The following is a 21,059-nucleotide window of genomic DNA, read 5'->3' as shown; positions in this document are numbered from 1 at the left end:
AAGGCGTCCCCGCATGAGGGCATATCCGGCAAAGGAGGGTGCTTAAATGGCCCAGACATTACCTAGCATCGCTTCGGGTGAAGGCGGACTGACCCGCTACCTGGAGGAAATTCGCCGCTTCCCCATGCTTCAGCCTGAGGAAGAGTACATGCTCGCGAAGCGTTATTCCGAGCATGACGACACGGCCGCGGCCCACAAGCTAGTCACGAGCCATCTGCGTCTCGTGGCGAAGATCGCCATGGGATACCGCGGCTATGGCCTCCCCATCGGTGAGGTTATTTCTGAAGGCAATGTCGGCCTGATGCAGGCCGTGAAGAAGTTCGAGCCGGAACGCGGCTTCCGTCTCGCCACCTACGCCATGTGGTGGATCAAGGCTTCGATCCAGGAATATATTCTGCGCTCTTGGAGCCTGGTTAAGATGGGCACCACTGCGAACCAGAAGCGTCTGTTTTTCAACCTTCGCAAGGTGAAGAGCAAGATTCAGGCACTCGATGACGGCGACCTGAACCCCGAACAGGTTTCGGAAATCGCCACGCGCCTCAATGTCAGCGAGGAAGAGGTGATTTCGATGAATCGCCGCCTGTCCGGCGACGCTTCGCTCAACGCGCCCATCCGGGCGACCGAGGGCGAATCGGGCGAATGGCAGGACTGGCTGGTCGACGATGGCGAAAGCCAGGAGGACATGCTGGTCGAGCAGGACGAACTGGAAACCCGCCGCCGCATGCTCGGCGACGCCATGTCGGTGCTGAACGATCGCGAGAAGCGCATTTTCCAGGCCCGACGCCTTTCCGAGGATCCGATGACCCTGGAAGAACTTTCAGGCGAGTTCGACATCAGCCGCGAGCGCGTGCGCCAGATCGAGGTCCGCGCCTTCGAGAAGGTTCAGGAAGCCGTGCAGAATTCGGCTCGCCAGCAGGCACTGGCCGCCAAGGCCATGGCAGCCGAGGCACACCGCCAGGCAGGCGCCTGATACGAAAACGTGCAACTTGCATGAAGTGAAAAAAGCCGGTGGTCTCCCACCGGCTTTTTTTCTGGGTTGTTTCTAGAGCATCGGAATAATCCGAAAGCCGGTTTCCACTTTTCGGTCCGATGCCCCATCAACGATCTAAACGACCTGCGGGAAAGCCACCGTCCCCTCAGCCGCTCGTCGCATTCTGCCAGGCGTTGAGCACATCGGTGAAAACCTTCTCACCGGGAATGCCCTTCTCGATCGTGATAAGCGCACGGCGTCCCGACTTGTAAACCACGGGTATGTCGATCCAGCTCTGGCGGCGCAGAAGGAGCATATTGGTCTCGGCATCGGCAGTGCTGTCGCTGAGCGCAACGAGGAAGAAGCCGTCGGCGATCTTGGCCGGGATGCCAAGCAGCGGATTGCCCGTATCCTGCTCTGACCGTTTCAGGGAAACCCGCAGGACATTATCGATGCCACCCCCGTCGAAATCGTCCGGTGTGAGGAAGATGATCTCGAGAATATGGCTGGCAGGCAGGGACTCGTCGGCATTGCGCCGGATCGTCATCTTGAGCTGCAGATTTTTCTCGGGGATCGTTGCATCGGCCCGAATGGCCGGCTCGGGTGGAAGATCATTGCCGGGCGATTCCTGCACCACGGACCAGACGACCGCGCCGAGATCCGCAGACCCCTGCGAAACGCTCGTGCGCTCTTCATAGAAGATCGCCTTCTGGCCCACCGGCAGCGCTTCGCCGGCGCCCGGGCTCTCCGGCTGACCGTTCTGAACCGGTGCCGGCTGCACCGCTGTTTCATCGCCCTGTACCGTTGCCTGCGCCACGGACGTGCCTTCGCCAAGGCCGGGTTCTCCGCCGGCTGGGCCCTCATCGACCTCGCGTCCATCTTCGAGCAGGCGCTGGGTGAACTTGCGAACCGGCGCCGGCTCGGCGGGCCGAGTGGCTTCGGCGCTGCCGCTCTCGGCTGCCGCCTGCTCGGTTTCCTGAGTATCCGCCGGCGCACCGTCTCCTGCCTCCGAGCGGGTCTCACCACTCTCAGCGACCGTTTGCCCATCGCCCTCGAAATCAGCGAGCCTGGAAAGATCGTCCCTGTAGAACCAGGCGCCTGCGGCAATGGCAGCCACGAGAAGCAAAACCAGGCCGGCAACCAGCCCGGATACACCACCCTTGCGCGGCCTGGCGCGCGGCGGCGGCGGAGGTGTCTCCAGGGCGACATCCTCACCTGAAGACGAGATCGGCGCTTCGGAGCGCACGACATGGTCCGTTTCGCTCCCTTCTGACGCAGCCTCGGCTTCCTTCTGCGCTTCCGCAGCCGGGGGAGCAGGTTCCGGCGTCGGAGCCGGCGTCTCGAAGGCGGGAGGAGCAGAACCACCCGGCTTCGCCGGATCGACATCCAGTTCGGCAAAGATCTGGTCTAGTTCATCCTGTGCTGGTTCGTCAGGCTGGGGCGGGGGCGCATATTCGGCCTCGACCTTGGCGATTGCGTCTTCAAGCAGCTTGCGCTGGCGGTCAGCCACCGCAGCGGACGGCGCCGGGTCCATGCCCGCAAGCTTGTTCTCGATCGTCGTCCGGGCCTTCTGATAGATGCGCTCGCGCGCCGCCGGAGTGTTTTCCGACAACGCCTCGATCGTCTTCTTCAGAACCGCAGAAAAATCCGCCATGCCTTACAAACCTGTTTTACTTCCTGAACGCGCGGCCATTCCCACAGACACGCTAAGCAACTCTGCCCGCGAAACTAGTCCTGAAAAGGATCGGTCACAAGTATGGCGTCTTCGCGTTCGGGACTGGTGGAAAGAATCGCCACCGGCGCGCCAATCAGTTCCTCCACGTGGCGGACATATTTAACCGCCTGAGCCGGGAGGTCCGTCCACTTGCGTGCGCCTTTGGTGGTGCCCTTCCAGCCTTCAAGTGTCTCATAAACGGGCTCGAGGCGGGCCTGCGCGCCCTGACCTGCCGGGAGATAATCGATCAGTTCGCCGTCGAGCCTGTAGCCGGTGCAGATCTTGATCTCGTCCATCCCGTCCAGAACATCGAGCTTGGTGAGCGCAATGCCGTTCATGCCGTTGGCGACGACTGCCTGGCGCACCAGAACCGCATCGAACCAGCCGCAGCGCCGCTTGCGCCCGGTAACGGTGCCGAACTCATGGCCGCGCGTGCCAAGGAACTCGCCGACCTCGTTGTCCTGCTCTGTCGGAAACGGCCCTTCGCCGACGCGTGTCGTATAGGCCTTGGTGATGCCCAGCACATAATCGATGGAACCCGGCCCGAGACCGGAACCGGTGGCCGCCTGGCCGGCAACGGTGTTGGAAGAGGTGACGAAGGGATAGGTGCCATGGTCGATGTCGAGCATGGTGCCCTGTGCGCCCTCGAACAGGATGCGCTGGCCCGCCCGGCGCGCATCCTCAAGAATTTTCCAGACACGATCCACATAGGGGAGGATCTTGTCAGCCACCGAGGTGAGCTCGTCCATGATGGCCTGGTGCGTCACCTCTTCATGGCCGAGCCCCCGGCGCAGGGCGTTATGATGCGTGAGCAGGCGGTCGATCTTCATCGGCAGCGTGTCGGTGTTGGCCAGATCCATGACACGGATCGCGCGGCGGCCGACCTTGTCTTCATAGGCCGGGCCAATGCCGCGACGGGTGGTGCCGATCTTCGTACCCGAATTGGAAGCGGCATCCTCGCGGAACCCGTCCAGCTCGCGGTGGAGCGACAGGATCAGCGCCGTGTTCTCGGCAATCTTCAGCCGGTCCGGCGTCACCTCGATACCCTGCTCGGCAAGACGCCCCATTTCCGCGACGAAAGCATGTGGGTCAAACACGACACCATTGCCGATGACCGAGAGCTTTCCCGGACGCACAACACCGGAGGGCAGCAGTGACAGCTTGTAGCTCACGCCGTCGATGACGAGGGTATGACCGGCATTGTGGCCACCCTGGAAACGCGCCACCACATCGGCACGCTCCGACAGCCAGTCCACGATCTTGCCCTTGCCCTCGTCGCCCCACTGCGAGCCGACAACCACCACATTTGCCATGAAAACGTCCTTCCGGCGCAACGTCCGGCGGGTCCCCCGCCTGGATGACTTAAGAAATCGAAACGCCTCTATAGAGCCTCAAAGCCCCGGTGGGAACCATCTCGCGCCATGCAGAACCGATTTCCCGTCTCCAGAGGCACTCATGTCGCACTTGACGAAAAAACCGGATCGGCGTAACTCCGTCCGTGGGCCACCTCTCCCCACCGAGAGGCGTGCTATCTGGAAGGATAGGATATATCATGAGCACACTCCCCACGCCGGACCTCCGTCCGGCCAATACGCATTTTTCCTCAGGTCCCTGCACAAAACGTCCCGGCTGGTCGCTCGAAGCGCTTGCCGACGCTCCCCTTGGCCGGTCGCATCGTTCCTCCATCGGCAAGGCGAAACTGGCAGAGGCCATCGATCTTACCCGTGAAATTCTGCAGGTTCCGGCCGATTACCGCATCGGCATCGTGCCTGCATCCGACACCGGCGCCGTCGAGATGGCGCTCTGGTCGCTTCTGGGCGAGCGCGGCGTCGACATGGTTGCCTGGGAATCCTTCGGTGCCGGGTGGGTCACCGATGTGGTCAAGCAGCTGAAACTCGACGATGTGCGCCGCATCGAAGCCGATTATGGCGATCTGCCGGATCTCGGCTCCATCGATTTCGACCGCGACGTGGTTTTCACCTGGAACGGCACCACCTCCGGCGTGCGCGTGCCCGATGGCAATTTCATCCCCGCGAACCGCGCTGGCCTGACCATCTGCGACGCAACGTCTGCGGCCTTCGCGCAGCGCCTGCCCTTCGACAAGCTCGATGTGGTCACCTTCTCCTGGCAAAAAGTGCTTGGCGGTGAAGGCGCCCATGGCGTGATCATCCTCTCGCCGCGCGCTGTCGAACGGCTGGAAAGCTATACACCCGCATGGCCGCTGCCCAAAATCTTCCGCCTGACCAAGGGCGGCAAGCTGATCGAGGGCATCTTCCGTGGTGAGACGATCAACACGCCGTCCATGCTGTGCGTGGAAGACTATCTGGACGCGCTGAACTGGGCGAAGGCGATTGGCGGCCTCGACGGTCTCGTTGCCCGCGCCAATGCGAACTTCGCCGTGATCGACGAATTCGTGCGCCGCACGCCCTGGGTCGACCATCTGGCGAAAGTGCCGGCCACGCGCTCCAACACATCGGTGTGCCTGTCGATCGTCGATCCCGAAGTCGCCGCACTCGATGCGGGCGAGCAGGCAGCCTTTGCCAAGGGGATGGTCTCCGCACTCGCCAAGGCGGGCGTCGCCTATGACATCGGTCACTATCGCGATGCGCCCTCGGGCCTGCGAATCTGGGCCGGCGCCACGGTGGAAGCTTCCGATCTGGAAGCGCTGATGCCCTGGCTCGATTGGGCGTTCCAGTCCCAGAAGGCGCAACTCAAGGCCGCAGCCTGACACGATACTGCGGCTCCTGAACCGGAGCCGCCTCCCCAATTCAATGCATTGAAACAGGAGGCCGCCATGGCGCCCCGCGTACTCGTATCCGACAAACTGTCGCCCACTGCCGTCGAAATCTTCAAGGATCGCGGCATCGAGGTGGATTATCTTCCCGAACTCGGCAAGGACAAGGAGAAGCTTCTGTCCGTCATCGACCAGTATGACGGCCTTGCCATCCGCTCGGCCACCAAGGTCACCGAAAAGCTGATCAACAATGCCACCAATCTGAAGGTGGTGGGCCGCGCCGGCATCGGCGTCGACAATGTCGACATTCCGGCCGCCTCGCGACGCGGCATCATCGTGATGAACACCCCGTTCGGCAACTCCATCACGACCGCCGAGCACGCCATCGCCATGCTTTTTGCGGTTGCCCGCCAGATACCGGAGGCCAACGCCTCCACGCATGACGGCAAGTGGGAAAAGAACCGCTTCATGGGCGTCGAGATCACCGGCAAGACGCTGGGCGTGATCGGCTGCGGCAATATCGGTTCCGTGGTCGCGATGCGCGCCATCGGCCTGAAGATGCATGTTGTGGCCTTCGACCCGTTCCTTTCGGCCGAGCGTGCCTCCGAACTGGGTGTCGAGAAAGTCGAGCTCGACGAGCTGTTCAAACGCGCCGATTTCATCACCCTGCACACGCCGCTGACGGACAAGACGCGTGGCGTGATCAACAAGGATGCGATCGCCAAGATGAAGAAGGGCGTGCGCATCATCAACTGCGCCCGCGGCGGCCTTGTGGTCGAGGCCGACCTCGTCGAGGGTCTGAAATCCGGCAAGGTCGCGGGTGCGGGCATCGACGTGTTCGAGACGGAACCGGCGACGGAGAACCCGCTCTTCAACATGCCCAACGTGGTCTGCACACCGCATCTGGGCGCGTCGACCAGCGAGGCGCAGGAGAACGTGGCCATCCAGGTGGCGGAGCAGATGGCGGACTATCTGACCAAGGGGGCTGTGACGAACGCGATCAACATGCCTTCGATCAGCGCCGAGGAAGCCCCGCGTCTGAAACCCTTCATCAAACTCGCGGAAGTGCTTGGCGCATTCGTCGGCCAGGTGACCGACGAGGCCATAGAGGAGGTGGAAATCCTGTTCGACGGCGCCACAACGGAGATGAACCGTCGTGCACTCATCAGCGCCGCCCTTGCCGGCCTGATCCGCCCGCAGGTGGCCGATGTCAACATGGTCTCGGCCCCGATCATGGCCAAGGAGCGCGGCATCATCCTGTCCGAGGTCAAGCGCGACAAGTCGGGCGTGTTCGACGGCTATATCAAGCTGACGGTGAAGACCTCCGAGAAGACGCGAACCATCGCCGGCACCGTGTTCTCGGATGGCAAGCCGCGCTTCATCCAGATCAAAGGCATCAATCTCGATGCCGAGGTCGGACAGCACATGCTCTACACGACCAATTACGACGTGCCGGGCATTATCGGCCTGCTGGGCTCGATCTGCGCCAAGCACCAGGTCAACATCGCCAACTTCCAGCTCGGCCGCAACCGGCCGGGCGGCGATGCCATCGCCCTGCTTTACCTCGACGCGCCCTTCCCGCCGGAGGTCCTGCGCGAGCTGCGCGCAACCGACGTGATCCTTTCGGCCAAGCCATTGTCCTTCGACGTGGCGGCATAGGGGTCAAACAGTCTTTTCAGAAATGCGATGCCGGCGCCACGCGCCGGCATTTGCCTATCTGGAAGCCAGTTTCCGGCCACCATGCTCGGCCAGCCAGATCCCGCCAAGCACCATAAACAGCGCGACGGCGTGATAGGTGAAGAAGGCTTCACGCAGAATGACGATCGACAGGAGCGTGCCGAAGATCGGCACCAGATTGATGAACAGGCCGGCACGGTTGCCGCCGATCAGCTCATTGCCGCGAATGTAGAGCGTCTGCGCGAAGATGGAGGGGAACAGCACAACGTAAAGCACCACCATCCAGCCCTGAAAGTCGGGGGCGATGAGCCGGTCCGTTGCGATCTCCCAGGCCACCAGCGGCAGGGACGCCAGAAGCGCAAAGAACGAGAGCACGAACATCAGGCTCAGCCAGTGAATGTTCGGCTTCAAACGCAGCCCGACCGTGTACCCCGCATAGAGCAGGACGGCGACAAGCATCAGCGCGTCGCCGAAGTTTACGTCCAGGTCGAGAAGGCGGGAAAACTCGCCATGGCTTGCAACCAGCGCCACGCCGACCAGAGACAGAACGAAGCCGGCAATCTGCAGAAAACTCACGCGCTGGCGAAACAGGACAAAATTGGCAACGAAGATAACCATCGGCACCGCACCCTGCTCGATGGCGATGTTGATGGCCGAGGTAAACTGGGCGGAACTGTAGAAAACAGCGTTGAACCCAGTGAAACCAAGCGTGCCCAGCGCCGCCAGCAACGGCAGTTTCGGCCGGATCGCCGGCCAGTCACGCCGGAGATGCGGCCAGGCAAAGGCGGCGAGCAGCGCGCAGCCGATGATCCAGCGAAGCGTTGTCAGCATCATCGGCGAAACGTGACCAACAGCCAGCCGGCTGGCCACGGCATTGCCGCCCCAGAAGAGCGTGGTCAGGCAGAGAAAGACGTAGGCTTGGCGGTGCATGGGTTCATAGTCAGAACAGCGATAGGTTCCGCCTGATAGAGCCTCGAACTGAAATCGTAAATGCCAACGTCATAAATCGACATTCAAACTGCTGCACAAAGAACGGCGTGCGGTTGAACGTTTCCATGAAACAATGAACCGGTCTAAGGTCGGTCGAATCGATGCATAACCGACCGCCTGCATCCGGGTTGTCTGTGGACATGCGAACAATCGTTGATTGCGCTTCCGGTTCCTGCATGGCAAAGCGCGGTCGTATGAGCTCTTACGTGCGGGCGAGAAGTAACGTTGAACGACGTGTCCAAACCAGCGGGCAAGGGTGACGGCCCCGCCAATCGCAGCGCCAGGCGCGTTCTGAAACGCAGCCCAGCCGAGCCCAGCCCCGATCTGGAGGACGTGCTCCAGCGCGGCGCATCTCTGCGCAAGCGTCGCCTGCTGAGAAACCTGCGCCCCATGCTGCCCGAGATCCTGGCCGCCGGCATTTTGCAGTGCATGGTCTATAGCGCTTTCATTCTCAATGCGTCGCGCAGCGACTGGTACAATCTGGCAATCGTCTGCTCGGTGCTGTTCGTTCTGCCCTTCGCCGTCGCGCTGGCTCTGCTTGGCTTTCGCAGGCAACGCAACACGTTTTCCATCGCGATCTTCGTCACCTTTGTGTGTTTCAACGTGGCTGTCGCGGTTCTGTCCGCCCTGCGCATTCCGGTGAGCTATTCGGCTCTTCTGACCGCCTATCCGATCGCCACGATCGCCATGATCGTCGCCAATCTGAGGCTTCACCGGTCTCTGGAGGACCGCGTTGCCCTGCTCGACTTCCCCCAGGCGACCCAGGTTGCAGCGAGGCTCGCAGGCCATGTGGCCGTGATCAGCGACAAGACAGCGGATATCGGCGCCTATGACCGACTGCTGATCGACACCGGAACACACCACAATCCGGAATGGTCGGCCTTTCTGACAAAGGCCTATATGGTGGGGATCGACGTTACCCCCTGGTTCAACTTTCTCGAACTGCGCGAAGGCCGCGTGGATGTGGGCGCGTTCGACGTTTCGCACCTCGCCTACACGCCGAGCCAGATCTACTATTCCAAGGCGAAACGCGCGCTTGATCTTATCGCCGTCATCGTCACGGCGCCGATCACCATCCCGCTGGGGTTTGCCGTCTGGCTCTATATCCGGACCCTCGATGGCGGACCGGCGATCTTCGTGCAAACCCGCCGGGGCTATGGCGGGCGCCCTTTCAACATGCTCAAGTTTCGAACCATGTATCATGGCAGGCAGGGCGGAGCGACGCGCACGAACGACGACCGGATCATCAAGGGATGCCGGCTGCTGCGCCGCCTGCGGCTGGATGAGCTTCCCCAGCTCATCAATATCTGGCGCGGAGAAATGAGCCTCGTGGGACCACGCCCCGTGGCCGAATACGTGGCGCAGGCGAGTGAGGCAGAAGAGCCAAAATTCATCCACCGCACCATGGTGCTGCCCGGCATTACCGGCTGGGCACAGGTGAATTCCGGCTATGCGGGCACAACCCAGGAAGAGATCTACAAACTCTCCTACGACCTCTATTACATCAAGCACCTGTCATTCGATCTCGACATGCTCATCATACTTTCAACGATCAGCACCGTCCTGTTCGGTCGCGGCGCCCGCTAGAGTATTTTGCAGTCAGGTGGAGTGGCGCAGCGTTTCCATGAAACGGTGAACCGCTCCAGGTCCTGAGGCCGGGCTCTCCACGCATGGTGAAAAATCTTCTCCCAAGAGACATTCACCATTGGCGCACAATCGCTTAAAGAGAAGCGCACGCTGCGCAAGGGGAGGAGAACACCGTCATGAGCCATCCGAAGATCATCTGCATGGGCGAACCGATGATTGAGTTCAACCAGGTGGACGACACGGGCCGCTATCTCTTCGGCTACGGCGGCGACACCTCCAACTGCGCCATCGCAGCCGCGCGCGCCGGCGCATCGGTCGGGTTCTTCACTGCGCTCGGCGCGGACGAGTTCGGCGACAGCCTGATGCAGCTCTGTGCGGATAATGGCGTGGACGCCAGCCAGGTCCTGCGCAATCCGGATGCCCATACGGGTGTCTACTTCGTCAGCCATGGCGAGAACGGCCACGTCTTCTCCTATCTGCGCAAGGGTTCGGCAGCGAGCCGCGTCGCCCCGCGCGACCTGCCCCGCAGCGCCATCGAGAACGCCGACATTCTGCATCTGTCGGGCATCTCCATGGCCATCAGCGCCGATGCGAGCGATGCGGTTCTCGAAGCGATCGACATTGCGCGGGCTGCCGGGACAAAGGTTTCCTTCGACACCAATCTGCGCCTGAAGCTGTGGCCGCTGGAGCGCGCCCGCGCACTCACCGAAGCCGCCATGCGCAAGGCCGACATCGCGCTTCCCGGTCTGGAAGACGCCGAACAGCTGGTCGGCATCAGCGACCCGGACGCCATCGCCGATCATTATCTGGGTCTTGGCGCTGGCATCGTCGCGCTGACGCTCGGCAAGGATGGCTGCCTCGTCGCCACGCCGGATGAACGCCGCCGCGTGCCCGGCATCAGGGTCAACGCCGTCGACGCCACTGGCGCGGGCGACACGTTCGATGGCAATTTCCTCGCCGAGCTCAATCGCCATGGCGACCCGTTCGAGGCAGCGCGCTACGCCAATGCGGCCGCCGCCCTTTCCACGCAGGGCTTTGGCGCAGTCGCCCCCATGCCCATGCGCGAAACGGTTTTGAAGGCGCTCGCGGAAGCCGCCTGATCTATTCCAGGAAAACATCCACGCTGGCGGAACGTCCGGCAGCGTCGATCACCGTCAGGGTGGATGCGCCACCGCCATCGGGCACCCAGCTTGCCCGGCGCCGGCGATAGGCCTCCGGCAGCGGCTCGCCATTGGCCAGCCAGCGAAACGGCGCGCGCCCGCCATTGATCTTGAGCGCCAGCGGCATGACCCGCGCGCCACGCGCAAGCCCCACATCGATGCGCGCACCCTGCGGCGGGAACACGATTTCCGGCGCGGGCTCCACCGGCGCGCCGGCGCGAAACCCGCCGCCCGAGGCGGAGAACCGTCGCATGGGAAACGGAAGATCGGACGCGGCAAGCCGGATCGCGCCTGCCGGCGCGGGCGGGAATGGAACGATGCCCACGCCCGAGCGCGAAAACGCCTCGAACAGGATGGGGGCGGCGGCCAGATAGCCGGTCAGTCCCGGCACCGAGCCGCCATCGGGCCGCCCGGCCCATACGCCCAGCACATGCCGCCCGTCATAGCCCACCGACCACGCATCGCGATAGCCATAGGACGTGCCCGTCTTGTAGGCGATGCCGAGGCGCGGCGCGTCTCTGGGCGGCGCGACACCGGACAGGATGTCGGCAACCTGCCAGACGGCCTGCGGCGTCAGAACGGAAGGAGGATGCGCGGCAATCTCTGTATCTTTCAGATAGTGCAGCGGGCGCACCCGCCCTCCATTGGCGAGCCCGCCATAAAGCTGCACCAGCCCTTCCAGCGTCAGCCCTGCACCGCCAAGCCCGATGGCAAGACCCGGTGTTTCGCCGGGCGGCAGAGCGGGCGGCACGCCGGCCTGCCGCATGCGCGCCACCAGCCGCACCGGCCCCACCGCATCGAGCAGCCGGATCGCCGGCACGTTGAGAGACATCTGCAAGGCCGTGCGCACCGAAACATCGCCCTGATAGGCCATGTCGAAATTGCGCGGACGATAGCCAGAGAAATTGCCGGGCCGGTCTTCGATCATGGTTTCCTGCATCACCAGCCCCTCCTCGAAGGCAAGGCCATAGATGAAGGGTTTGAGCGTGGAGCCCGGCGAGCGCTCCGCCACGCTCATGTCGATCCAGCCGGCGCGCGCGGCATTGAAATACCCCGCCGATCCGACCCGCGCGAGCACCGCGCCGGTCTGCGCATCCGCAAGCACCATCGCCACGGAAACGCGCGGGCCGAGCCCGCGCGCCGCCTTGGCTGCCACCGCCTCCAGACTGGACTGCGCGGCCCGGCTGATGGTCAGGCGATGCACACGCTTTTCCGGCTCCGCCTGCACCACCGCATCGGCCAGATGCGCAGCATAGGCGGGCATGGGCAGACGACGCCCGGCAAGCTTCGCCTCAGAGGCGCGCGCGACCTCGCTTTCGATGATGACACCGGCCCCCGCCATACGCGCAAGCACGCGGTCGCGCGCGGCTTTTGCCGTCTGCGGATGCCGGTCAGGCCGGCGCGCTTCCGGCGATTGCGGCAAGGCGACCAGAAGAGCAGCCTCCTCCAGCCCCAGCTTGTGCGGCTCCTTGCCGAACCAGGCGAGGCTTGCCGCGCGCACCCCTTCAAGATTGCCGCCATAGGGCGCGAGCGTCAGATAGCGTTCCAGTATTTCCCGCTTGGAAAGCCTGCGCTCGATCTGAAGCGCCCGCGCGATCTGCCGGAACTTGGCGCTGAAGCTGCGCGCCTCGCGCGGCTCGGTGAGGCGTGCAAGCTGCATCGACAGTGTTGAACCGCCCGAGACGATGCGCCCGTTCCACAAAAGCTGCAATGCGGCGCGGCCAAGCGCGCGCATGTCGACACCCGGATGCGACCAGAAGCGCTTGTCCTCATAGGCGACCAGCATCTTGAGAAACTGCGGATCGAGCGTGTCGATATCCGCCGGAAGACGCCACCGCCCGTCGGACGCCGCATAGGCCCGCAGCAGCGCGCCGTCGCGGTCGAGCACCTCCGCCGAAAGCGGGGCGGGATCGAGCGGCGGCGGATAGGCCGCGTCCAGCCGGTCGAGCGTCACCGCCCCGCCAATGGCGAGCAGGGCTGCAAGGCCAGCGGCCATGGCGACCCGGCGCATATGTCGACGCGTCTTCATCGCCGCCGCCTACTGCCCCGTGATCTCCATGAAGCCCGTGGCCGTGCGGGCGGAGAATTGCGGACGGTACATGTCTTCCACGCTCGCCGCCGGATGCGTGTAGACGCCCGGAGTCACCGCACGCACCACATAGGCGAGCCGGAACTTGCCGCCCCCATTGCGGTCGAAGGCGGCGATGAAGCGGTCGTCGCGGAACTCGGCGTGAACCGCATCCGTCCGACCAAGCCACTCGAAATTCGCCAGTTCCGCACTGCCGACAAGGCGCGGATTGTCGATCTCAAAGCCCGCCGGCAGCAGGTCGGAGACCAGCACGCGCGAGGGCCAGGCGTTCTGTTCCGTCATCTCCAGAACCACCACATAGCGCTCGTTCTGGCGCGCTTCGGAGACATTCGCCTCCCTGCCGTCGAGCGTGTAGTAGCGCCGCTCGATGGCGAAGCCCTCACCGCCCGCCGGCAGCGGCTGCTGCGGCGCGGCAACGACTGTCATCACCGCATCGACTGGCTCATCGCCCTGATTGGCCACCGTCAGCGGCGCTGCCTCGATCTCCAGCCCGGAGAGCCGCCGCGAGAATGCGCCCTGATGCGCATTGCCGTCCACGGTCAGGCTCAGATCGTCGCTCGACTGGCTCAGCGCGCGGGCGGCAAGGAGCATCCACGCCTCGTCCTGCGTGCTCATGTAACGCGTGTCACCGCGCACATCGGCCACCAGATCGATCATCTGCGGCACCAGCGCCGGTTCGGGCCGGCTCTCTGCCGCCAGCGCCAGCATCGCCGCGCCGTCGCGCAGACGCGATCCGTAATCGGAGCGCGCCGTGTAGCGCCCGCTCATGCCCTGAGCGAGACGGAAGGCGGAGGCAAAGCCCCGTTCCGCACGTTCCGCATCGCCATAGAGCGCGAGACCCGCGGCAAGCTGCGCACGGGCCAGCGGCGTGGAGAACTCATCGAGCCGCGTGTCGAGATAGTAGCGGAGGTCGCCGGCGGAAGCCTTACGGTTGCGCGCCAGCACATAGAGCGCATAGGCGATCTCGCTGCCGCGCGAGGAGACATCCGTGTCATAGGCGAGCGTGTTCGAGAGGTTCTGCAGCGCTTGGCCCATCGCCGCCTCGGGCACGGCAAAGCCCTGCTCGCCAGCGCGGGTGAGGAAGTCCGTCACATAGGCGTCGAGCCACAGATCGCCCGATCCCGGTCCCCAGAGACCGAAACCGCCAGACGAAGACTGGGCGGCAAGCACGCTTGTGATGGCGTCCTCGATGCGCCCTTTCAGCGCCGGATCGTCTTCCAGCCCGGCAGCCTTTGAAAGCTCGCTCACATAGAGCAGCGGCAGCGCGCGGCTAGTGGTCTGCTCCGTGCAGCCATAGGGGTAGCGGTCGAGCGACATCAAAAGTGCCGGAATGTCGAACCCGTCGGCCCGCGAGATGTTGAGGCTCACCGACGCGTTCTCGGCAAAGCTGTCTTCCAGAAGCGCGCCGTCCAGCGTGACGCTGCCGCCATTGGCCGCAAGCGTCACCACGCTGCGGGTGGCGACCGGCATCACGCCGGGCCGCACCGGCAGGGACACGCTCTTCTCCACGGAAAGCCCGCTCTCATGCGCAAGCGCCACCGTCAGCGCGCCCTCTCCCGTCTGGTTCGTCGCCGAAACAGGCACGGAGAGCGTTGCCCTGCCGCCCGCCTCAAGCGTCACCGTATCGGAGAGCGACCGCAGATCGGCGCTGACCGGCCCTTCAGCCATCACCGTGAGGCGATAGTTGCCGGCAGGGCCATCCGTGTTGGCGATTTCAAGCAGAAGCCGCGCCTCGTCGCCCGGAGCCAGAAAGCGCGGAAGGCTGGTGGTCAGCACAACGGGATCGCGGATGATCACATCCTGCTGCGCGCTGCCCACACCCTTCTTCGACCAGGCGACCGCCATGATGCGGGCCGTGCCGTTGAACTGCGGAATGTCGAAGGAGACCTCCGCTTTCCCGTCATCGTCCACCTTCACGATGCCGGAGAAGAAGGCGACCAGCTTCTGCGTCGGCGCGCTGCCGGTCGACGTCATGCCGCCGCCATCGCCGCCAGTGCGCAGCCGCCCCATCGCGCCCAGCGAACCGTCGATCAGCCGCCCGTAAATGTCGCGCATCTCGATGCCCAGCATGCGCTGGCCGAAATACCAGGCGTCCGGCTGTGGCGGCTCGTAGCGCGTGAGGTTGAGAATGCCCACGTCGACCGCCGCCACGGTCACATAGGCTTCTTCGCCCGGTGCCAGCCCGCCAACGCTGACGGGGATGGAAAGGCTCTCATCGGGACGCGCCTGTTCCTTCACGCCGAGTTCAACCGAAAGATCGCGCGCACCCGGATCGACCTTGAGCCAGCGCACGCCGATGGCGCGCATGGGGAGACGATTCTCCACATCGTCGCCGGGGCGGAACAGCGTTGCGGTCACATAGGCCCCAGCCCCGAGTGCATCGGTCACCGGAATGTCCACGGTCGCGCCGGCTTCCGGCACTTTTGCGGTGAAGGTTTCCAGAAGGCTCTCAGAGCCCACCGTCACCAGAACCTCGCCGGCAAAGCGTGGCGAAATCTTCAGCTTCGCCGTCTCGCCCACCGCATAGGCGTCGCGGTCGAGCGCCACTTCCAGCCCGTCCGGCGTTTCGGTGGAACCGGCCTCCACATACCAGCCGGAATCGAACGCCGCGCTGGTGATCGGCCCGCCCGCATCCGGGCTCTCCACCTCTAGGCGATAGCGCCCCCAGTCCACGGAAACGCCGATCTGCGGTTCGCTGTCGGCCTTCGCGTCCACCGTTCCCTCGCGCACGAGGCTCGTCGTGGTGATCGGCTCATAGTTCCAGGAACCGCCATCGCGATACCACTGATAGTGTCGCTCCACCTTCAGCAGTTTCCATTCGAGGCCGTCCATGGCGATGCGCTCACCCTTCGGATCGACCGCGATCACGCGGAAATTCGCCGTGGCACCCTCGGCAACGCGCCCGCCGGTGAATTCCGGCTTCAGGCCGATCATCGCGCTTTCCGGCTCGACATCGATCTCCAGCGCGCGCTCCACGGCGCGGCCACCGGCCTCGCGCATGCGCACGCTCACCTGCGCTTTCAGGAGACGCGTGGTCGAAGGCGCGCCATCCAGCGCCACCGGGAACTGCGCCTGCCCCTCCGCATCGGTCTCGGGCAGGCCGGGCAGCGAGACGCGCAGCGCCTCCACGTCTTCTTCATCATCGAGGCCGAAGACATAGCCGGGGAAGGCTTTCCATTCGCGCGTCGGCGCGACCGTCAGTTCGCCTTCAAGCGCAAGCCCCGCCGCCGGCGCGCCATAGAGATAGCGGCCATCGACGGTCACATCCGTCGCACCACCGACCGGCACGGTCTCATCGGCGCTCGCAAGCGCGAACTCGGTGCGGTCGGGCACGAAATCCTCGACCAGAAAATTCTTCTCGGCCAGCGCCGGCTTTTTCGGATCGGCATAGATTCCGAGCACCCACGTGCCGCGCATCGCGCTTCCGGGCAGATCAAGCGCCACCGCATGACCGCCAAGCGCTGCGCCATCGGAAACGATGCTCCGGTCCTCCACACCGTCGGGACGGCGGAAGATGAAGGTCAGCGGCAGATCCTCCACCGCATCCGAAGCGGGATTGCGCGTGAGCGCGCTCGCATGCACCGTCTCGCCGGTGCGATAGATGCCGCGCTCCGTCCAGGCGAAGACGTCGAGCGGCCCGGGCGAAGGACGCCCCGCCACGCCGCGATCCGAAAGATCGAAGCCAGCGCGCGTCATGTCGAGGAAGACGAAATCCTCAGTCCCATTTTCAGCGATGATCGCCGCCGGTGCGAGACCGGAAGAGCCGCGCGCCAGACCGGGATCAAAGCGCGCATGACCATCGCCATCGGTCTCCGCCTCGCCAAGCACCTCATTGTTGCGCGCCACAAGTCTGAGCTTCAGACCATCGAGCGGCTTCGCGTTCGCCAGCGAACGCGCGAAGACCGAAAGCCCGTCCTCGCCGGCAAAAGTGGAAAGCCCGATATCGGAGACAAGGAACCACTGCGTGGCGCGGTTGTCCCAGTTCTGGCTCCGGTCGCCTTCCGGCACTGCCGTCATCATGTAGACGCCGGGTTTGCGCTCCGGCACCGCCTCATCGATGGGAATGCTGGTGACGACATCCTTGTTCAGTTCAGCGTCAACCTCGATCGTGCCTTCCCAGACGGGCGCACCCATCTGGTCGGCCACCTCGTCCACCGCATATTCATTGAGCTGGCGCAGGAACTGCCCCTCACTCAAAAGACGCGCAAGCGCACGGTCACCAACGCGGTAGACGGACAGCGTCGCACTGTCGGTGTTCACGGAAACGAACGGAATGCCCCGGCGCGCCGAAGACGGCAGCACGAAATTGTCGCCGGTAAAGCGCAGCGAAGGCGCACGGTCCCGCACGTAGATTTCCAGCGGCACCGGCTCGGCGATCACCTCGCCAATGGCTGCCGGCAGGCCCTGCCGGATGACGATGCGATACTGCTCGCCATGCTTCAGTCCGCTGACGCAAAGCTCCTTGTCGCTGCGGTCGACGGCGAAGGAGCGCAGATTGTCGACGGTCACGAACTGGGTGTAGTCGACGCCGCTCTTCACCAGTTCCTCGGAAAACTGCACGCAGGCGCGCGGGGTGGCGCTGTCGGAATCGACCGAATGGTCGATCACGCGGAACCCCTTGCGGCGCTTGAGATCGGCATAGGCCTCCTGCACATCGCGCGCGGTCCTGAGCGCCAGGCTCGCCTCATAGGCGCTGAGCGCGGGGCGGAACAGGTTGCGTCGCTCAAGAGCCGGCGCAAGAACGGCCAGCGCCTCGGCGCGGTCATCGGTGCTGCGCGACAGATTGTAGGCGTTCACGGCTGCACCCGTGCCGGCGCGCTGGAGACGATAGAGGTTCATGTCGCCGGCCGGCTGCGCCACCGTCGCGGCGCGCGCAAGCTGAGACCACAGGCCCGCATTGTCCGGCTCCACCACAAGTGCGGCGGAATAGGCCCGGATCGCATTGAGTGGATCATTGTTCGCCAGCGCCTGACCGCCCGCAGCGGCCAGCGCCGCAAAACCGGCATTGACGGAATTCTGCGTGCGCAGCACCTCGTCACGATATTGATCGGCCTCGCGCAGCACATGGTCGGGCACGAAGCGCAGCGCCGGCGGCGCGCCAAGATCGGCAGCAGCCCCGCTCACCACAACCTTGCCGGCCACCGCGCCCGCGAACGGATCGAGGCGATTGAAGTCCGACTTCAGAAAGCACCATTGAGCGCTGGTGTTGTAGGTGAAGGCCCGGCACTGCGGATCGGCAAGGCACACCGCCTTGCACTGGTCGAGCGTCACATCCTTTTCGGTGCGCAGGTCGAAGCCGAAATAATCGGCATTCTCGCTGGTCACGATCCGGCGCGCATCCTGCGCGGCAGCCATTGCTGCAAACCCGAAAACAAAAATGAAAAACAGGGAGAGTCCGCGTGCCGCACGCATAGCAATCCTCCAGGCGCTGCCGATGTCGTCCCCTTGATATTGGGGCAGCTTTGCAAAAGCCAGTCAACAGGCCAGGAGAATTATTGCCTAAAGGCGCGAAGACGCTCTGATTTTTGCTTACAGACCCTTCGGGTGGGTCATGAACTCTTCGATGATCTCTTCCGGCGGCTTTACGAAATCCGAGGTGCGGCTGACGCTGAGGCCGGTCAGCCGCTTCAGCTTCACCGCCATTTCCGCCAGCTTCACGACAATCGGAATGCCGTTGATCACCGGCGCGCCATCCACCCGGTGCGCCTGCAATTGCGAGAACAGAAGCATGGGAATGCCACCGCCGGGAATGAGCACATCCACGCCCTGTTCCACCAGCGGCCGGGCCTGCTCCTCAAACAGGGCGCGCACGGTTTCAAGCCGCTCATCGGAACCGAAGGCAGCAAGGATCTGCCCCGGCTCGAAATCCATGGCGTGCACGCCGGTCACGCGTTCGCCGAGACCGTATTTGCCGATCTGGTGGTGAAACCAGGGAATGTAACGCCGGTTGATGGTGACGATGCCCGAGCGCTGGCCAAGCTGGCAGGCATGCAGCATGGACGCCTCCCCCATGCCCAGCACCGGAATGTCGACCACCGACCGCGCCTCATAGAGGCCGGCATCCTGAAAATGGCCGATGATGAAGGCGTCATAGCCCTCGCGCTCGGCCCGCACCGCATTGCAGATCACCTCGCGCGCGCAGCGAAACTCCACGATGGCGTGGGCATAGCTGTCATGCGGGGTAATGCCCTTGATGTCGATCTCGGTGCCGGGATCGACAATCGCATCGAGATGCTTCCGCAGTTCATCCCAATATCCCGCGCCGTTCTCGTAATCGACATAGCTCTGATACCAGATCTTCATGCGGTCAGCTCCTGATGAGGCCCGGCAGCCAGAGGGCCAGTTGCGGGAAAAGCGCCAGCAAGACCACCAGCAAAAGCGTGCAGGCGATGTAGGGCAGCGCGGCCCGCGCCACCTGCCCGATGGTCGTGCCGGCCGGGCTCACCCCAACCATGACGAAGAGCAGAAGGCCGAAGGGCGGGGTCGCAAGGCTGAGCTCCAGCGCCAGAAGCATCACCACGCCGAACCATATCTGATCGAACCCGTAGAGTGCCACCAGCGGCATGAAGATCGGGAGCGTCAGCATCATGATCGAGAGCTGATCCATGAACATGCCGAGAAGCAGAAGCACCAGGAACATGATGGCAAGCACCACATAGGCGTTCAGCTCGAAACTGGTGGCAAACGCGATCAGCCCGGAGGACGCGCCGGAGAAGGCAAGGATCTGCGAAAAGGTCGTGGAGCCCACGATGATCATCAGCATCATGGCCGACACTTTCAGCGTGCCGGTGAGCGAACGAACGACGGCCTCCCAGCTCAGCGTGCGATAGCAGGCCGCGAGCACCACCACCGACAGCGCGCCAAAGGCGGCGGATTCGGTCGGCGTCGCCCAGCCGAGCAGGATGAGCCCGACCACGGCAAAGACCACGATGCCCATGGGCAGGACATCGACAGCAAGCGCGCGGGCGATCTCGGAGACGCTTGCCCGTTCCGCCGCATAGCCAGGTGCCGCCTCTGGATCGAGCGCGATCTGTATGCGGATCGTCGCAAGGAACATGAGCGCCAGCACAAGACCCGGAACCAGACCCGCGATCAGCAGAGCACCCACATCGATCCGCGCCAGCGATCCGAGCAGCACGGCCAGCGAGGATGGCGGAATAATCATGGCTAGACCGCCGGTCGCCAGGATCGGCCCCATGATCATGTGCGGCTTGTATCCGCGCTTGATCATGTCGGGCATCAGCGTGGTGCCGAGCATCGCCGTGTTGGCCATGGAGGAGCCCGACAGGGTGGCGAAGATCGTGCCGCCGCCCACTGTCAGATAGGAAAGCCGCCCCTTGATGCCGCCAAAACACTTGTCGAGCGCATCGAAAACGCGAATGGCAAGCCCCGTGTGAAACAGAAGCTCGCCCATGATGAGAAAGAGCGGCACCGGCACCAGCGCGAAACTCGTCACCGATGTGGAAGCATTGGCGACCAGCTGATCGATGCCGATCATGCCACCCATGAAAATGACAACGCCGACAATGTTGATCGCCAGAAAGGCGATGGCCACCGGCATGCCAAAGAACATCAGCGCGAGCAGCCCGCCGATCATTAGAAGTGTGGCTTCATACCAGGCCATCAGTGCGCTCCCCCGCTACCCGTATAGGTTTCGCCCCGCAACAGCATGCGCAGGAACTCCAGCGCCATCAGGCCGAAGCCTACGGAAAGCATCGCGTAGAGAACCCATGAGGGAATGTTGATGGAGCGCATGTCGACCGCGCGCGACTGCACCATTTCCAGCCCCACCGCCGCCGAGCGCCAGCACAGGAGGCCAAGCGTCAGGATGGCGAGAACCAGCACGACCCGCCCCGCCAGAAGGCGCGCGCCGTCTGGCATCGCTCCCACGAAGGAGGAGATCGCCACATGCCCGTTGTTGCGCACCAGCCAGGGCGCAGCCGCCATGGTGGAGAAGAGCATCACATATTCGACGATGGCGCTTGTCGACTGGAATGGGCGAAACCCGGTGTTACGCAAGACAACGTCGACAATGATGGCAAGCGAAATGAAAACGAGACTGGCGGCGCCCAGCACGGCCAGCCCGGTGATGATCCGGTTATAGAGACGTATCAGAAACATGGCGCGCGGCTTTTCAA

13 protein-coding genes are annotated in these 21,059 nt (G+C 63.8%); 5 read left to right on the top strand and 8 right to left on the bottom strand.

Annotated elements, in window-relative coordinates; genetic code table 11:
* The first annotated feature begins 46 nt into the window (after positions 1-46).
* Positions 47-970, top strand: a complete 924-nt coding sequence (gene rpoH / locus AC07E3_RS03835) for an RNA polymerase sigma factor RpoH (RefSeq protein ID WP_065817017.1) — start codon at positions 47-49, stop codon at positions 968-970.
* Positions 971-1,136: 166 nt separating this feature from the next.
* Here the strand turns inward: rpoH and AC07E3_RS03830 are convergent, their stop codons facing one another.
* Positions 1,137-2,624: a hypothetical protein gene (locus AC07E3_RS03830; RefSeq protein WP_478360349.1), complete on the bottom strand. Its 1,488-nt coding sequence runs from the start codon at positions 2,622-2,624 to the stop codon at positions 1,137-1,139.
* Between the two features lie 74 nt (positions 2,625-2,698).
* Positions 2,699-3,997, bottom strand: a complete 1,299-nt coding sequence (locus AC07E3_RS03825; RefSeq protein ID WP_336070055.1) for an adenylosuccinate synthase — start codon at positions 3,995-3,997, stop codon at positions 2,699-2,701.
* 239 nt (positions 3,998-4,236) lie between these two features.
* On the opposite strand from AC07E3_RS03825, the gene AC07E3_RS03820 reads away from it, so the two are divergent.
* Both AC07E3_RS03820 and serA read left to right on the top strand, forming a co-directional pair.
* Entirely contained in the window at positions 4,237-5,412 is a 1,176-nt protein-coding gene (locus AC07E3_RS03820) for a phosphoserine transaminase (RefSeq protein WP_478360348.1), read from the top strand.
* Between the two features lie 66 nt (positions 5,413-5,478).
* Entirely contained in the window at positions 5,479-7,077 is a 1,599-nt protein-coding gene (serA, locus tag AC07E3_RS03815) for a phosphoglycerate dehydrogenase (protein ID WP_336070053.1), read from the top strand.
* 54 nt (positions 7,078-7,131) lie between these two features.
* Here the strand turns inward: serA and AC07E3_RS03810 are convergent, their stop codons facing one another.
* Positions 7,132-8,025 (bottom strand): DMT family transporter, encoded by an 894-nt coding sequence (locus AC07E3_RS03810; protein ID WP_336070052.1) that lies wholly within the window; start codon positions 8,023-8,025, stop codon positions 7,132-7,134.
* Positions 8,026-8,319: 294 nt separating this feature from the next.
* Here AC07E3_RS03810 and AC07E3_RS03805 point away from each other — a divergent pair, with 294 nt between their 5' ends.
* Together AC07E3_RS03805 and AC07E3_RS03800 are read left to right on the top strand one after the other, a co-directional pair.
* Positions 8,320-9,672, top strand: a complete 1,353-nt coding sequence (locus AC07E3_RS03805) for a sugar transferase (protein WP_478360347.1) — start codon at positions 8,320-8,322, stop codon at positions 9,670-9,672.
* Positions 9,673-9,848: 176 nt separating this feature from the next.
* Complete coding sequence (locus tag AC07E3_RS03800; RefSeq protein WP_478360346.1) at positions 9,849-10,772, top strand: sugar kinase; 924 nt, start codon at positions 9,849-9,851, stop codon at positions 10,770-10,772.
* A gap of 1 nt (position 10,773) precedes the next feature.
* Here AC07E3_RS03800 and pbpC read toward each other — a convergent pair whose 3' ends face one another.
* The 5 genes from pbpC to AC07E3_RS03775 all read right to left on the bottom strand — a co-directional run bounded on the left by pbpC (position 10,774) and on the right by AC07E3_RS03775 (position 21,042).
* Complete coding sequence (gene pbpC, locus AC07E3_RS03795) at positions 10,774-12,843, bottom strand: penicillin-binding protein 1C (protein ID WP_478360402.1); 2,070 nt, start codon at positions 12,841-12,843, stop codon at positions 10,774-10,776.
* Between the two features lie 27 nt (positions 12,844-12,870).
* Positions 12,871-18,333 carry an alpha-2-macroglobulin family protein gene (locus AC07E3_RS03790; protein ID WP_478360345.1) on the bottom strand — a complete coding sequence of 1,821 codons (5,463 nt, stop codon included), beginning with the start codon at positions 18,331-18,333 and terminating at the stop codon, positions 12,871-12,873.
* Between the two features lie 117 nt (positions 18,334-18,450).
* The gene (locus AC07E3_RS03785; protein ID WP_478360344.1) at positions 18,451-19,224 is read right to left on the bottom strand and encodes an aspartate/glutamate racemase family protein; all 774 of its coding nucleotides are present in this window, start codon (positions 19,222-19,224) and stop codon (positions 18,451-18,453) included.
* A gap of 4 nt (positions 19,225-19,228) precedes the next feature.
* Positions 19,229-20,545 carry a TRAP transporter large permease gene (locus tag AC07E3_RS03780; RefSeq protein ID WP_478360343.1) on the bottom strand — a complete coding sequence of 439 codons (1,317 nt, stop codon included), beginning with the start codon at positions 20,543-20,545 and terminating at the stop codon, positions 19,229-19,231.
* Entirely contained in the window at positions 20,545-21,042 is a 498-nt protein-coding gene (locus AC07E3_RS03775) for a TRAP transporter small permease (protein WP_478360342.1), read from the bottom strand. The genes AC07E3_RS03780 and AC07E3_RS03775 overlap by 1 nt, the downstream gene beginning before the upstream one ends.
* Positions 21,043-21,059 lie beyond the last annotated feature (17 nt).

Source organism: Nitratireductor lacus, from assembly GCF_056431025.1.
Note: the sequence above shows the minus strand (reverse complement) of the source record. Positions and strands in the feature narration are given on the sequence as shown.